We start from the raw sequence: 16133 nt of genomic DNA on the forward strand, positions 1-16133 counted from the left end.
TCAGGTGTTCGTACCACCTTTCGGTCTGAATCAAGTTTGGTAACTTAAAATACAAATGTATGAAAAAAAATCCATTAATGGGGTTCGTTTTGTGGAAAAACGAACGCTGGAAATTATTCTTGGTTATGCGATTAGTTATTGTATTTCTGTTTTGCTTCATGTTAGGAGGATATGCTAGCAGCAATGCGCAATACCGCCTGAACGTGAAAATGGGAGAAACGACTTTTGACGAGTTGTTTCAGGAGATTCGTAAGCAAACCGGTTGCATCGTGATGTATAACAGCGATGTGCTGGATAAGAACGCCAAGGTCGAGGCGAATTTCGGGGGAATAGAATTGACCGAGTTGTTGGAGAAGGTTTTGACCGGCAAGGGCTTGATTTTCGAGATCAACAAGGAGTTCGTGATTTTAATGAAAGCCCCGCAGAAAACCGAGGAGCAGAAGAAAATCACGATCACCGGAACCGTGAAGGATAAACGGGGAGAGCGGTTGATCGGGGTTACCGTGCTGGTGAAGGGGACGTCTATCGGGGTGGTGACGGATACGCTGGGTAAATACAAGATCACGTTGCCCGAACGTAAAGACCTTGTGCTGGTGTATTCTTTTATCGGGATGCAGAGCAAGGAAGTGAAGGTGACCGACCCGCGGGAGGTGAACGTGGTGTTGGAAGAGGAAAAGGTGAACTTGGAGGATGTTGTGGTGACGGGGTATGCCACGGTGAAGAAATCCAGTTTTACCGGTAATTCCGTGAAAGTGAATAAAGAAGATATCTTGAAGGTTTCTTCCAGCAATGTCGTGGATGTCTTGCAGGTGTTCGATCCTTCTTTGCGTATCATGCGTAACAACGAGATGGGATCGGACCCGAACACGCTGCCGGAGTTTTATATCCGCGGTCGTTCCGGTATCGGCGTGATGGAGTTGGACAAGGGGGATTTGTCGAAGTCCGCCTTGTCGAATAACCCGAATGCGCCTGTCTTTATTATGGATGGTTTCGAGGTGACAATGGAGAAAGTGTATGACCTCGACCCGAACCGCATCGAGAGCATCACGATATTGAAAGATGCGGCAGCCACGGCAATGTACGGTTCGCGGGGGGCAAACGGGGTGGTCGTGATCGAGACCGTAGCCCCGAAAGCCGGACGATTACAAGTGGATTATAGTTTCAACGGGGCGTTGACCGTGCCTGATTTGTCGGACTATAACCTGATGAATGCCTCGGAAAAACTGGAAGCCGAGCGCTTGGCGGGGTTGTTCGAGAGCGACGATATCGATAAGTATTACACGTTACAAAGCGAGTATCTCTCCAAGTTGAATAACGTGCTGAAAGGCGTGAATACCGATTGGATTTCGCAACCGTTGCGAAACGAGGTCAATCACAAACACAGCCTTTACGTGGTGGGGGGAAGCGAGAATATTCGTTTCGGTGTCGACCTGAAGTATGATAACCAGAACGGTGTCATGAAGGGGTCCGTGAGAAACCGGAAGGGGGCGGGGCTTTCGCTGGATTACCGGATCGGCGATTTCCAGATTCGGAATTATATCACGTATGACGTGGTGAAGGCGAAGAATTCTCCTTACGGGGTGTTCAGCGATTACACGAAGAAATTGCCGTATGACCCGATGAAGGACGAGGAGGGCAACTGGTTGAAAGCAACAAAATTCTGGCATTCTGCGGCGACGAATTACGACAACCCGTTGTACGAGGCGGAATTATTGAAGAGTTTCGACAAGAACGGGTATGACGAGTTGATGAATAACTTGAGCCTGAATTGGTATGGGGCTAGTGGTTTGCAGGTGAAAGGGCAGTTTTCCGTGACTAAACGGGATTACTGGACGAAGACGTTTGTCGACCCGTTGTCGGCTAAATTCGGTGACGAGAGCGAAACGTTGCGGGGATCGTTGACCGAGTCAACGACGAAGGAGTTGTCGATGAACTTGAACTTGTTGTTTACTTACGTGAAGACGATCGATAAGCATAGCATGAATCTGACTTTGGGATTGAATACCGTGGAAAACAAACGTAGTTATTTTACCGCTTCTTACTTGGGTTTTCCCTCGGGTACGCTGAATACGCCGAGTTACGCGGAACAGATCGTGTCGAAGCCTGGCGTGTCGGACAATCATACGCGTTTGTTCGGTTCGTTTGCCACGTTGAATTATACTTATAATAATGTCTATCTTCTCGATGCTTCTTTTCGCCTGGACGGTTCTTCCGAGTTCGGTACGGACAAGAAATACGCACCTTTCTATTCTATCGGGGTGGGTATGAATATCCATAATTACGAATTCATGAAAACTCAGGAGATCGTGAGCCAACTACGCCTGACGGCAACTCACGGGCAATTGGGAAAAACGAACTTTCCCCCGTATGCAGCCAAACATACTTACGGGGTGTCTGATAACTATTATATCACGGGAAACGGGATTTATCTTTATTACATGGGGAACGACAAGTTGAAATGGGAGAAGACGATCTCGAACGAGGTGAAGTTGGATTTGGGTTTTATGCAGGATGCTATTTTGTTGAAAGCGGCGTGGTATGACAAGAAAACGGTAGACCTGATTACCGATGTCACTTTACCGGCTTCTACCGGCTTCACCGTGTACAAGGATAACTTGGGCGAGGTGAGGAACCGGGGATTTGAACTCGACGTGAAGGCGGTTTTGTACAAGAGTAATGACATGTACGTTTCGGTATTCGGCAATCTGGCACACAATAAAAACAAGATCCTGAAGATTTCCGAGTCGTTGAAGGCTTATAACGACCGGGTTGACGAGAAATATGAAGGGTATAACGAGAGTGTATTCTCCCAACAAGACCCGCAATACAGCAAGCCGTTTATGAAATACGTGGAAGGGGGCTCGCTAACGTCCATCTTCGGGATGAAGTCTTTCGGTATCAACCCGAGTGACGGGCAGGAACTTTACTTGAAACGGGACGGTACGGTGACTTCGGAATGGGAGTCGCGGGAACAAGTGATTCTCGGCGACATGGAGGCAGACGCGCAGGGTGCTTTCGGGCTGAACGTGCAGTATAAGTCGTTCGCGTTGTTTACCTCTTTCCTTTATGAGTTCGGGGGGCAGGCATACAACTCCACGTTAGTGGAGAAAGTGGAAAACGTGGATGTTTACAACATGAATGCCGATAAGCGCGTGTTGACGGAGCGGTGGCAGAAACCGGGCGACGTGACCCGCTTGAAGGCGATACAGGATCGTTCGTTGACGACCCGTCCGACTTCCCGTTTCGTGCAGAATTATAACGTGTTGAACTTTAATTCACTGACAGTACAATATGATTTCAACACGTCGCTGGTTAGCAAAATCGGGCTTAGTATGCTGCGTTTGTCATTCAATATGAAGGATATTGCCAACTTTTCGAGCGTGAAACAGGAGCGGGGATTGAGTTATCCCTACGCGAGGACGTTTAACTTTACCTTAAATGCAAGTTTCTAAAACAGGTGATTATGAAAAAAATAAGTTATATATTGTGGACATTCGTGCTGGCGGCGTGTTTGTCGGGCTGTAACAAATGGTTGGATATCGAACCGGAGAACCAGGCGAATGACGATAAGGTTTTCAAAGATTACGTGGGATTCCGCAACGCGTTGAACGGGATATACGAGATGTTGTCCCAGCAGGACTTGTACGGGCGGGAGATGACGTGGGGATTCGTGAGTGCTTTAGCTCAGACGTATGATGACACGGATTTGCAAAAATCGTACCCCGGGTTGGAAACTTATAACTACGGAATGGAAAAGAACAAGTCGGTGATTTCTACGATCTGGTCAAAAAGTTATAACGCGATAGCGAATTGTAATAAGCTGATCGCGGAGATTGAGCCGAAAGATTCTACCTTTTTCCCCAACGGGAGGATAGAGAAGAATATGATACTCGGGGAGGCGCTGGCGTTGCGTGGATTCCTGCATTTCGATATGTTGCGTTTGTTCGCTCCCGCGCCTTCGACGGGGAATGACGGGGCGTATATTCCTTATTTCAAGATATATCCCTCGAAGTACGAGGAGAAGAAAAAGACCAGCGAGATATTGGCGTTGGCGGAAGCGGATCTGAAACAGGCTCAACATCTGGTGGCGGAACTCGACACGTTGAAGAACGCGTTTGCTATGACGGGAACGATCCGGTTCGGTCTTTCCACCTCCGCCAGTATTGTAGACCGTTTCTTCGGGTACCGGGGATGCCGCATGAATTACCTCGCGGTGACGGGAATGCTGGCCCGCCTTTATATGTATGGCGGAAAAACGACGGATGCCATCCGGGAAGCCTCTATTGTCTACCGTTTTGCCACGCAAAAGAGTTTTGTCGCGTTCACGGACAGCTGGTATTTCTTCGCCCCGTACACGTACACGAAGTCTTGGGATGACATTCTTTTCGCGTTCCACGATCCGGAATTGATCGATAAGGTGGCAAAGTTCCGTTTGGGCACCGGACCCAAGATGTTGTTGAAAGGTGTGGACGCCATGTACGGCGACCGGCAGGATGGCGACGATTACCGCAAGGGGTTGATCGTCAGTGGTGACGGGGGACAAATCTCCCAGAAGTGGCTCGACGTGGGCGTGATTGCCGATTATGCCAAGCAGTATCCTTTGATTCCGGTGATACGGTTGAGCGAGATGTGTTACATTTTAAGTGAAGCATACTTGGAAAATAACGATAAAGTAAATGCTATTTCCATGTTGAACTACGTGAGGGGCAAGCGGGGAGCTAAGCGGCAGATTGCCGCGGACGTGGACGCAGAGAACAACGAAGCTTTCAAGGCAAGGATACGGACGGATCTGATGTGGGAGGGAATGAAGGAATATTTGACGGAGGGACAAACCTTCTTTATGTTCAAGCGGATGAACAGCCCGATATTGAACGGTTCACAAGTGATCGTGATGGGAGGAAAATTTGTGCTCCCGTTGCCGGAGAATGAAGATATACATTAAAACCATGAGGAATATGAAAAATATTATATTATACTTGAGCATACTTTTCTTTTTCACAGCTTGTGACCGGGAGGATATCCCGACTTATGAAGCGGAAAACTACGTGCAATTCGTGTCGGCTTATCCCGATTCGGTAGAGATATCTTTCTTTTTCTACCCGGGGCAATTGAGCATGGAGATTCCTTTGGAGCTAAAATTGTTAGGACAATTGCTGCCGGAGGATTCCGATTTCAAGATCGAGGTCGTGAAAGAGGCGACTACCGCCGCCCCGGAATATTATACTTTGCCGGAGAACCCGATGTTCATCAAAAACAGCGTGTACGACGAGAAAAAGTTGGTTATTTATCATCCCGGTGAACAGAACCTGCGTCTGGTGGTGGAAATCAAGGGCGGAAGCAAATTGCTTCCAGGACAGACGATCTACACGCGTAAAGTGATTCGTTTCTCCAACGAGGTGTCCCGCCCGAAATGGTGGGATCAGGCGGTGGTGGAATCTTTCCTCGGCACGTATTCCCGGACGAAATTCGAGAAGCTGATCGAGGTGACCGGCGTGGGTGATTGGACGGATCTTACGCCCGACCAGCGGTTGTCACAAGCCCGTAAATTGTTGTACCATTTGCGGGAAATGGAAACGGCGGGAACTCCCGTCAAAGACGAAAACCAGTTGAATATGACCGTCACCGTGATGGGATAGTAATTTAAAATCGCGATGTAATGAAAAAGATATATATTTTTATAGTTCTGTTGACGATGGCAGGATTGTCTTCCTGCCTTGACGATAAGGGGAATTACGATTATAAAGAATCCCGTAAAATCATGATCTCTATTCAAGCTCAGACCGTGTACTTGAACGACGAGGCGACGTTTTCCCCGACCATCCGTTACGAGGAGGGTGCCGATACACTGGATTACTCTTTTGAATGGAAGGTGGATAAGGAAACGGTGTCCAAAGAAAGAGTATTGAAAATAAAAGCGGAGAAGATCGGGGGACGCAAGTTGCAACTCGTCGTGACGGACGATCGCAGCGGTGAAACGTATACGCAGATCACCACGATGACTGTTAATTCGCGGTTCCGGTCAGGGTTTGCCGTGTTGTACGAGAAGAACGGCAAATCATGTATCGCGCATATCAATCACACGGAACCAGTGAATGCCAGCACGGAATTTACCACTTACTACGAGTTGTACAAGGAAATGAACGGTGAAGATCTCGGCGAGTTACCAGTGAAGATGATCGAGCATTTTTATTTCGGAGGTTCTCCCGGTGAGATTTTAGTTATTCAGCGCGGGGGACAGGGAACGGTAGAAATCGACGGGAATAGTATGAAGAAAGCGATGTTGACCCGGGACGAGTTCCTTGATGGTAAAGCTCCTGCCAACCTTGAGGTGAAGACGGTGTCTTACCCGCAGTACACGAACGTGCTGTTGAACGGCGACGGGAAGATTTACACCCGTTTCTTCCGTGATCCCAATAAAACGGGATTCCACTCGGCGGCTTATAATAGTGATCCGGTTGTCCTGCCCGGCAAGCCCGACTATAAGATCGCGGCGATTATCGAATCGGCATGGCAATATGCCAAACATATATTGTTATATGACGAACTGAACGGTAGGATGATTCACTTGCACTGTAATTATTACAACAACACGGAAGATTATCACGTGCTATGGAGTGAATCGGATTACCCGAAGGGTTTCGTGCCGTTGCACGACATGGGCGACATGAAACTGGTGTACGGTTCATCGTTCAGCAACCAGTACCAGGGGAGTTGTCAGCATATGTTGTTGCTAAAGAATGACGCGGGCGACTATGTTTACCAGACTTTCACGGTGCCTTCCCCGACTTACGCGAAGGATAGGGGAAAAGTGACGATCAGTTCCAGTGACGGCGTTTTCGATTTCTCGGGAGGGCAATATATCACGGAGAAAAGCAAGTTCTGGTTGTTGAAAAGTTCCGCGGGACGTTATTTGTTTTTCACGGGAGGTGCCGATAATGATAAACTCTATTACCACGACCGCAGTACCGGGGTGATAAAAGTGTACGCGGATTTCAACGGTCGTTCGATAGCAGCCCTCCACCCGATAAAGAATAACCAGCAAATGGGGCTGGGGATGGAAGACGGGGAATTCCTGTTGTATGATGTGACGGACGCCACGTTCATATCCGGACAACCGAAATTGATTAAAAGCATTACCGGATTCGGCGACCGCATCGTGGACGTGATCTACCGTTACGGTGCTAGCAGTTGGGATATGTAAAATAATGGAAAATTGAAAATGGAAAATTGAGAATGAGCTTTTCGTGCGTTTTACTTTAAACGCTTCATTTTTTCAGTCCTTTTGGGTGCAACGAAGAATCTTTCTTTATTGTATTTAGAATGGCGTGTGTTTTCATTTTCCATTTTCAATCTTCAATTGTCTTGTATTGTATAGAACTAAAACAAAGTGTATGAGAAGAAAATTATTTTTCTGTGTGATTATGATGCTGCTTATTCCCTTGACCATGACGGCAAGAAAGAAGAAAACAACATCCGAAAGTAAAGAAGTTAAAAAAGAAACGGCTTACGAGAAGCTGTTTAAAGGTAAGGCATGTGAAACGAAGAAGGGGATGATTACCTTGCACAAAATGGAAGGGAAGATTTATTTTGAAATTCCCTTATCGTTGTTGGGAAAAGAGATGTTGATCGGTTCCACGATAACCGCTATAACCGATAATAATTTCGGCAGCGTGGGGGAGAAGCCTAAAATGCCGTTGCACGTGACCTTCATGAAAACGGATTCTGTCGTTAGTTTGTGTGAGTTGTCATCAGGTCATTATACACCGGATGCCAATATCGCCAAGCGGTTGGAAGAAAGCCATCGCCCGGCTATCATGCAGGTATTCCCGGTAAAGGCGTACTCGGCGGATAGTAGTGCCGTGGTGGTTGATATGACGGATTTTCTGCTTAGTGACGAGGAACGGTTGAACCCTTTTACCTACTGGGCTCCCGCGACAATTTATCCCCGTCAGTTGCAAAAAGTATTTCAAAAGAATAACTCACAGATCGAAAGCGTGAAGGCTTTTGACGATAATATCAGCGTGCAATCAGCATTGACTTATACGGTGTCGGTAAGGGACCAGACGCGGTTCTATTATTACCAGATGCCTTTCACGGTAGTTATGACTCGCAGTTTTATCCTGTTGCCGGAGGAAAAGATGCGTCCCCGTTTGGCTGATCCCCGGATTTCGATTTTTTACCAGGGAAAAATGGAGTTCGATACCCGGAACAGGGGAATGGAGGGACGCTATTACGCGCAGAGGTGGCGTTTGGAACCGGTGGATGAGGCGGCTTACCGGCAAGGGAAGCTCGTGGACGTGAAAGAGCCGATCGTCTTTTACGTGGACGACGCTTTCCCCGAGAACTGGAAACAGGCGATAAAAGAAGGGGTGGAAGTGTGGCAGGATGCTTTCGAGAAGATCGGCTTGAAAAATGCCATCGTGGCAAGAGATTTCCCGAAAGATGATCCGGAATTCGATCCCGATAATTTGAAATATTCCTGCATCCGTTATTCCCCCTCGTGGATAGCGAACGCGATGGGACCCTCGTGGACAGACCCCAGAACTGGGGAGATTATCAATGCTTCCGTGTACTTGTACCATAATCTGGTGAAATTGGTGCAGGATTGGCGTTTTATCCATACGGCAGCGGTAGACCCGGACGTCCGGCGTAAAGTGCTTGACCCGGAAACATTGCACGATTGTATTCGTTACGTTGTTTCGCACGAGGTCGGGCATTGTCTGAGTTTTATGCACAATATGTCGGCATCGGCGGCTATCCCGGTCGATTCGCTGCGTTCCCCTTCTTTCACGCAAAAGTACGGGACGACTTATTCCATCATGGATTATGCCCGTAACAATTACGTGGCTCAGCCCGGCGACAAGGAACGGGGAGTACGTCTGACTCCGCCTCGCCTCGGGGTGTATGATTATTACACGATAAAATGGTTATACACGCCGCTTCCGGATGCTAGGTCTTCGGAGGAAGAAGTGCCCACGCTGGATCGTTGGATCAGCGAGAAAGCGGGTGATCCGGCTTATCGTTACGGGATGCAGCAATTCGGCGGGCGACTGGACCCAAGCTCGTTCGAGGAAGATTTGGGGGACGATGCAATGAAAGCGGCAACGTATGGAATAAAGAATCTGAAATACATCCTGGCAAATTTGAATGAATGGGTGGCAGCGGACGATAAAGATTATACCTTCCGCCAGAATATTTACAACGAGTTGATATACCAGTATTTCCGTTATCTGAATCACGTTATATACAATATTGGCGGGATATACATCAATCAACGGTATGACGGTGATCCCCTGCCTTTTTACGAGCCGGTTTCCCGGGAGAAACAAGAACGGGCACTGCGTTTTATGCTGGCACAACTGAAAGATATGGACTGGCTGGATGCACCGGGAATGCAAAAGACCTTACCCTTGATGAAAAACATTTCGGGCGATCTGGAAAATGCTATATTCCAGGGAATCATGTCTAGAGTCGGCGCTTTATTCCTGTGTATGGAGAAGACTGACCGGGATCACTATACCCCCGGAATGTACATGAATCAGATATTTGACTTTGTCTTTGCCCCGACACGCCAGGGGAAAATCTTGACAGGAACGGATATGCGTTTGCAAACTAAATACTTGTCCCACCTGATCACGGGTTCTAAAGTTACCGTAAAAGGCATGGGGGGACAGTCTATGGCACTCGTGAACGGGCTGGCTTTGGAAGTTCCCGAGTATATAAAAGCGAAAAGCAGGGAGGTATATGGCGTCCTGCCGGTAAATAGCGTGGGAATTTTCACTAATCAGGAAGTGTCCGGCGAGGCTTTATTGCCGGAAGAGATTCAGGGATTTGGGGCGGTTTACACGACGGGACCCATGCAGACTTCCATGGAAGCAATTTATTTCGATATATTGAAAAAAGCCCGAGCCTTGTTGAAAAGCAAGATAAACACGGGGTCGGAAGAGACTCGTATCCATTATAAATTGTTGATTCATAAATTGGATCAAGCTTTGGAATCATAAACTTTAAGTTGTATAGCATGAGAAAAATAGCATATATATTGTGCTTGTTGCCTATTCTTGTCGGCGTGATGGGTGATGTTTACGCGGTAGGACGGAAGAAGAAAGAAAAGGAGCAAGCGAAAGAAGAAATGAAATCCGAATATCAGAAATTCTTTGAGAATAAAAATGCGGAGACGGTGAAAGGGTTGATGGTCGTTCACAAAATGAACGGCAAAGTGTACGTGGAATTTCCGCTTCGCCTGTTGAACCGGGAGATGTTGCTGGCATCGTCTATCGCGGACATCAGCGATAACGGGGAGGGAGTGGTCGGACAGTTTGCGGCAGAACCCCAGACCGTGATGTTTACCCGGAACGGGAACACGATCAATGCCCGGATGATTAAAGTCGCGAAGGTGGAGAACCAGCAAGATCGGGAGCCTGTAAAGAAAGCGATCGAGCAATCTGCCATGCCGGGTATCACGCATAGTCTTAAAATAGAGGTTTTCACCCCGGATAGCAGTGCTGTCGTTTTGGATATGACCCCGTTCTTTATGGAACATACCGTGCACACGAATCCTTTTTCTTCCTATGCGGCAAATTCGAAGTGGGGCTTCGTTTACCGGGATCATAAGTATCGCCCGGAGAGAGGTATGTTGCGTGGAATCAAGGCAAACGGCAATAGTATCGCGGTAACCTGCCAGTTGGGGTATGACGTGGATTATATCATCATCGGGATGTTTTTGGGATCACGGGATTTGAAAGTTTCAGCCACGATTGATAAAATGTTGCTTCTGTTGCCGGAAGAACCCATGATGCCTCGTTTGGCTGATTCCCGCGTGGGGGTGTGCTTTATACCGAGGGCGAGTATTGAAGACGGGCAGCAAGGATTGCAACCGTTGTACTTGACCAAGCGTTGGCGCCTTGAACCGGAAAACCGGGATAAGTACGGTAAAGGCGAACTCGTTGCGCCGAAGAAGCCAATCGTGTTTTATATCGATTCACTCATACCCGGAAAATGGAAAAAATATATTCGGGAAGGCGTGGAGGAATGGAATAAGGCTTTCGAGCGGATCGGGTTTAAGAATGCCGTTCAAGCGAAAGAATTTCCGAAAGATCCCGCCTTTGATGCGTTGGATATAAATCATTCCGTGATCCGGTATGCCCCCACCTCTTCCTGGATGTATAGTCCGCAAAATTCCATGCATGTCGATATACGTACGGGAGAGATATTGAATGCCTCCATTTATATGCACCACAATATGTTGAGCACTTTTTATCGACTTCGGGTTATCGCCACGATGGCAACCGATCCCGAGGTGCGGGCAACAGAACTGCCCGATCATGTCATGGGCGGAATGATCCGGAATTACATTACACGGGAAGTGGGTGTTTGCTTGGGGTTAGCCAATAATTATAAGGCATCGTCAGCTTATCCGGTGGATTCTTTACGTTCGGCATCGTTTACCCGGAAATACGGGTTGAGCCCTTCGGTCATGGATGATGTGCCGTGCAATTATGTTGCCCAGCCGGACGACGTGCGTGATGGTGCGTGTTTGACCCAGAACGGGATAGGTGAATATGATTATTTCTTGATAAAATGGTTGTATCAGCCGATTATGGATGCCAAGACGTCCCGGGACGAGCGTGCGACCTTGGATCATTGGATAAAGGAGTCGCGAGAGAATCCCTATTGCCGTTTTGGGCGTGATCCCTTTATAATTGCAAGTGTCGATCCCGGGATACTTCCGGGTGACCTGGGGGACGACCAGGTGAAAGCCATGAAATATAAAATCGCGAATTTGAAAATCGCTTACGCGAATTTTGACAAGTGGTTCGCGAAGAATGATAAGACACTTGATATGCGTAGTTACCTGTATAACTTGTTGTCGGTGAGCTTATCCGGGCAAGGCTTGAAGAATTTGGGTGCGTACATCGGGGGATTTTACGTGAACGAGGTGATGGCAGACGAGAATCTTCCCGCTTATCGCGTAGTGCCTAAAGCCAAACAGCGGGAAGTGATTCGTTTTCTGTTGAATCAGGCGAAAGATTTGTCCTGGATAGAGAGGAAAGATTTTATACGGCAGATCCCGATGCGGGCACCGCAAGTGAATGACGTGCGGGTGGATATTATAAACACGTTATTCTCTCGCACGCGTATGGTCGCCCTGAGCGCGGAAAAGTCAAAAGAAGGTTATCAGCCGGAAGAATACATGGATGAGTTGTACCGGATCGTGTGGGAGGGAACGTTGAAAAAGCGTCCGCTGGATAAGGTGGAACGTGATTTGCAGATGGTGTTTCTTGCCGCGGTCATCGCAACTTCAACGGTGGCAGACGAGGCTTCCGTGATTGATCCGTCGGCAAGAGCAAGTGCTTTGGTGTCTGTAGATTATGAAAGATTGAATCGTTTCTTGGAAGGGAAGAAGGAATTCATGCCAGAGCCCCCGAATGCGTTCGATAGTAATTTATCACCATCCACCGTGGAAGGTTTTTATGCACAATATGGTTTTACTTCTAAGCCTTACCCGCAGGGACATCTGTTCTATCGGATGTTATTGAAAATAGAAACTTTGTTGAAAGAAACCGTATCTTCCAGTTCCGGAGATACCCGGTTGCATTACGAGTATTTGCTGTACAAGATTAAGAAATCGAAAGAAATTCAATAACGGGTTTTATGAATGACAATTCCCTCAAATACCCCTGTGCGGGAGTGGTTTGAGGGAATTGTTTTATTTTTATCGCAAGTCGATCACCTCAACTTCCGGGTGGGCTTCCTTGTCAAACCGGAAGAATTTCACATCGAGTTCCATCTCCGGTTTTTTCAGGCTCTTTATCGTGATGATCACATCGTTGCCGTCTTTCCCGAAAGAGGTTACTTTCTCCACCATGTTCGTCTTTGTATTAATCCAAACCCCAATTTTGGAAATCTGTTTATGCTCTTTCTTCGGGGTCAGTTCGATATACGCTTTCCCGTCTTTCTCCTCGATTAATTTCTGGGTGAATTTTTGGTTATGGATGTCGAAAAGGATGGAAGGATTCAACATCTCTTCCTCGTTATTGTCCGGGTTTTTGATGTTCACTTCTTCCTGCTCGGGCATATAAGTGTATATCACTTCCCCGTCGAAGTAATTGATCACGTCCATGACATCAATCCGGTACATTTTGTCTTTCATGTACGCTTTCCCGTGGTGCGTTTCCTGGATATTCTCTTCTTTATTAATCATCGAGAGGTCGAAGACCACCTCCACGGCAGGATATGACTTGATATTTTCAACCGTCTTGTCCAAAATCGTTTTTGCTTTTTCGTCCGTTTGCGCGGATACGGATATGCCGGTGAGGGCGAGGACCATAAGTGTCAATATGTGCTTCATACTATTCATATTTTCGTGTGTAATTAATTGTATCGCGAATATAGAGAAAAAATTGCTACCTTCGTGTCGTTTTTTTGAAAATAGGAGATGGATAAGGTAAAAGGAATCATATTCGCGGCGTTGTCCGCGGCTACTTTCGGGTTGATTCCGTTGTACGCCAACCAGGCGATCATCGACGGGGTAAATAATGAAACAATACTGGTATATCGATACGGGATCGCGGGCATCGTCTATGCTATATATTTGTTGATACGCCGCGTGGATATGCGGTTGTCCCGGGCGGAAACGAAAGAAGTCCTGCTGGCGGGCGTCGGGGGCTACGGGGTGACGGCTTTCTTCCTGATGTGGTCTTACCACTATATGCCCACGGGAGTGGCGACGGCAATTCACTTCTTTTACCCCGTGGTTGTGGCGATTCTGATGATGATATTTTACAAAGAACGCCTTCCCCTGGAAGTGCGGGCGGGCATAGTGCTCGCCATCTGCGGTGTTTACTTGCTATCGTGGACACCGGGAGAGGTGAAATGGTGGGGATTATTCTTCGTGCTCATGTCCACGGTGACTTACGGTTGTTATATCACCGCGTTGAACCGTCCCGTACTGAAAGCGATGAAGCCCGACGTGTTGACCTGCTACGTGCTGTTATTCACGGCTGTTTTCTACGTGATCGTAGCCTTGCTACAAGGGAAACTCGAGTTTATCACGCGTCCCCGCTTCCTGTTGGATATGACACAATTGGCGATATTGAGTACGATCGTGTCCGCCCGCTTGCTTGTTGCGGCAGTGAAATTGATCGGTTCCGTCCCCAGCTCCGTGCTCGGCACGCTGGAGCCGATTACCGCTATTGCCGTGGGGGTTGTCTATTTTAGGGAGCAATTGACTTATGTGAACTATATAGGTTTATTCATCGTGATAGCGGCAGTACTTGTTGTCGTCTGTCGGATGAAAAAGTAAGTCAAGAACAAACTTTATGAACGCGAGTGATTGTTTCTTTCGTATTTTAGTTAAATTTGCGGGAGAATTTGACCTTTTAAGAATGTAGATATGTTGTTGTTTATATCGCTGAATTTTTCTGCAATAGCCGATATTTTGTTAGTTGCCTTTATATTTTACCAGGTTTACAAGTTGGTGAAGGGAACTGTCGCTATAAATATATTTGCCGGAATTTTCACTTTCTACGTGGCTTGGTTATTGGTCAAGGCATTGAACATGGAGTTGATGTCTGACATCCTGGGACAATTTATCGGGATGGGAGTGATCGCCTTGCTTATCGTGTTCCAGCAGGAAGTGCGGCGTTTTCTGCTCTTGATTGGTAGTAAATACAATCTGCAAAACATATTCAACCTGGAACGGCTTTTCACGAAAACTTCTATAAAAGACGAGGTGGCGGATGCTATCGTCCGGGCTTGCGATTATTTTTCGAAGACAAAGACGGGGGCTTTGATCGTGTTGTCCCAAAATTCGGAGTTGTTTAATTATGCCCAGACGGGTGTATTGCTCCGCTCTATCGTTACGGAAGAATTGCTTGAGAATATCTTTTTTAAAAACTCGCCATTGCATGACGGGGCTGTTATCATTGCCGACAACAAGATTCTTGCGGCGAGGTGTATTCTGCCCGTGTCTGATAATAATAATATACCGGGAAGTCTTGGGTTGCGTCATCGTGCAGCTATCGGGATGAGTGCCGCCACGGATGCCCATATCGTGGTGGTCAGCGAGGAAACCGGAAATATTACTTTCGTGAAGGATGGGCATTTTAAGGTCAGAATCACTCCACAGGAATTGAATAGTTTCCTGCACAATGATTTCTCTGGTTTTGTCGTGAATAAATAGTTGCCGTAAAAATCTATAACGGGGTGTTCTCGGTGTAATCAGGGTGTAGTTTCGATGAAGATAGGGATCAAAGACATTTCACCTTCGATACAAAGACGTTTCAAAGACGTTCACGAACGTCTTTGAAACGTCTTTGTATTGTTTTTAAAACCTGTGTAATTCCTTTCTTTCCCGGAATTTCCCCGTGTTTATCCCGGGATCGTGTTACCCTGAAAAAAGTTTACTATAAACCGAAGTAAACCTATGTCAGAATTAATAAAATGTTTCGTTTTAATCTCGTTCAAAGATGACTTCATGAGGTAGGAATAACGGAAAAAACTTCACCCTCGCTTCATGATGATAAAAAGGTTGTTTTTTTAAGATATTGTTGTTGAGTTAGTTGTAAAAAAGTTACAAAAAAGTGGTCAAAATATTTGGAGAAGGCAATTTTATCGCGTTATCTTTGCACCCGCTTTCGAGAGAGAGCAAGTAACAAAAGATGCTGGAACAAGAGATTTGGAGGCTTTCAAAAAAAGTTTGAAAAAACTTTGAAAAAGATTTGGAAGTATGAAGAAAAACGATTTATCTTTGCATCCGCTTTCGCTTCAAAAATGGAGTGATTGTGAAACAGAAAAGAAGAGTTCTTTAAGATATTGAATGAACAACGTAGCGAGCGAGAATCGATAAGCGGCGTGATGCCGTGATTCATACACATGACCCTGCCAGAATAATTTCTGAAAATAACTATTACAATGAAGAGTTTGATCCTGGCTCAGGATGAACGCTAGCGACAGGCTTAACACATGCAAGTCGAGGGGCAGCATGAGGTAGCAATACCTTGATGGCGACCGGCGCACGGGTGAGTAACACGTGTGCAACCAACCTCGTGCCGGGAGATAACCCGCGGAAACGTGGACTAAGATCCCATGGTACTTCTTCCCCGCATGGAGAAGATTTTAAAAGTAATGGC

Annotated in this window: 9 protein-coding genes and 1 rRNA gene; 9 read left to right on the forward strand and 1 reads right to left on the reverse strand. The window is 46.9% G+C overall.

All coding sequences use genetic code 11. The features are described 5' to 3' along the window. The first annotated feature begins 59 nt into the window (after positions 1 to 59). The 6 genes from BN8899_RS01260 (at position 60) to BN8899_RS01285 (ending at position 12646) form a co-directional block, all read left to right on the forward strand. Positions 60 to 3452: a SusC/RagA family TonB-linked outer membrane protein gene (locus BN8899_RS01260; protein ID WP_231932234.1), complete on the forward strand. Its 3393-nt coding sequence runs from the start codon at positions 60 to 62 to the stop codon at positions 3450 to 3452. 11 nt (positions 3453 to 3463) lie between these two features. After that, the gene (locus tag BN8899_RS01265; RefSeq protein ID WP_065217983.1) at positions 3464 to 4942 is read left to right on the forward strand and encodes a RagB/SusD family nutrient uptake outer membrane protein; all 1479 of its coding nucleotides are present in this window, start codon (positions 3464 to 3466) and stop codon (positions 4940 to 4942) included. Positions 4943 to 4955: 13 nt separating this feature from the next. Then, positions 4956 to 5636 (forward strand): DUF4843 domain-containing protein, encoded by a 681-nt coding sequence (locus BN8899_RS01270; protein ID WP_026207738.1) that lies wholly within the window; start codon positions 4956 to 4958, stop codon positions 5634 to 5636. Between the two features lie 20 nt (positions 5637 to 5656). Then, positions 5657 to 7201: a PKD-like family lipoprotein gene (locus tag BN8899_RS01275; RefSeq protein ID WP_018338842.1), complete on the forward strand. Its 1545-nt coding sequence runs from the start codon at positions 5657 to 5659 to the stop codon at positions 7199 to 7201. 190 nt (positions 7202 to 7391) lie between these two features. Beyond that, positions 7392 to 10004, forward strand: coding sequence for a zinc-dependent metalloprotease (locus BN8899_RS01280; RefSeq protein ID WP_065217984.1), 2613 nt, complete (start codon positions 7392 to 7394; stop codon positions 10002 to 10004). A gap of 17 nt (positions 10005 to 10021) precedes the next feature. Further along, on the forward strand, positions 10022 to 12646 hold the full coding sequence (locus BN8899_RS01285; RefSeq protein ID WP_065217985.1) for a zinc-dependent metalloprotease: 2625 nt from the start codon (positions 10022 to 10024) through the stop codon (positions 12644 to 12646). Between the two features lie 69 nt (positions 12647 to 12715). Here the strand turns inward: BN8899_RS01285 and BN8899_RS01290 are convergent, their stop codons facing one another. Further along, entirely contained in the window at positions 12716 to 13351 is a 636-nt protein-coding gene (locus BN8899_RS01290; RefSeq protein ID WP_065217986.1) for an outer membrane lipoprotein periplasmic chaperone LolA1, read from the reverse strand. Positions 13352 to 13438: 87 nt separating this feature from the next. On the opposite strand from BN8899_RS01290, the gene BN8899_RS01295 reads away from it, so the two are divergent. The 3 genes from BN8899_RS01295 to BN8899_RS01310 all read left to right on the forward strand — a co-directional run. After that, on the forward strand, positions 13439 to 14305 hold the full coding sequence (locus tag BN8899_RS01295) for a DMT family transporter (RefSeq protein ID WP_065217987.1): 867 nt from the start codon (positions 13439 to 13441) through the stop codon (positions 14303 to 14305). A 90-nt stretch (positions 14306 to 14395) separates the two neighbouring features. Next, complete coding sequence (gene cdaA / locus BN8899_RS01300; RefSeq protein ID WP_018338847.1) at positions 14396 to 15184, forward strand: diadenylate cyclase CdaA; 789 nt, start codon at positions 14396 to 14398, stop codon at positions 15182 to 15184. A gap of 728 nt (positions 15185 to 15912) precedes the next feature. Next, positions 15913 to 16133, forward strand: a 16S ribosomal RNA gene (locus BN8899_RS01310); the annotation flags it as partial.

Source organism: Butyricimonas sp. Marseille-P2440, from assembly GCF_900091675.1.
Lineage (GTDB): Bacteria > Bacteroidota > Bacteroidia > Bacteroidales > Marinifilaceae > Butyricimonas > Butyricimonas synergistica.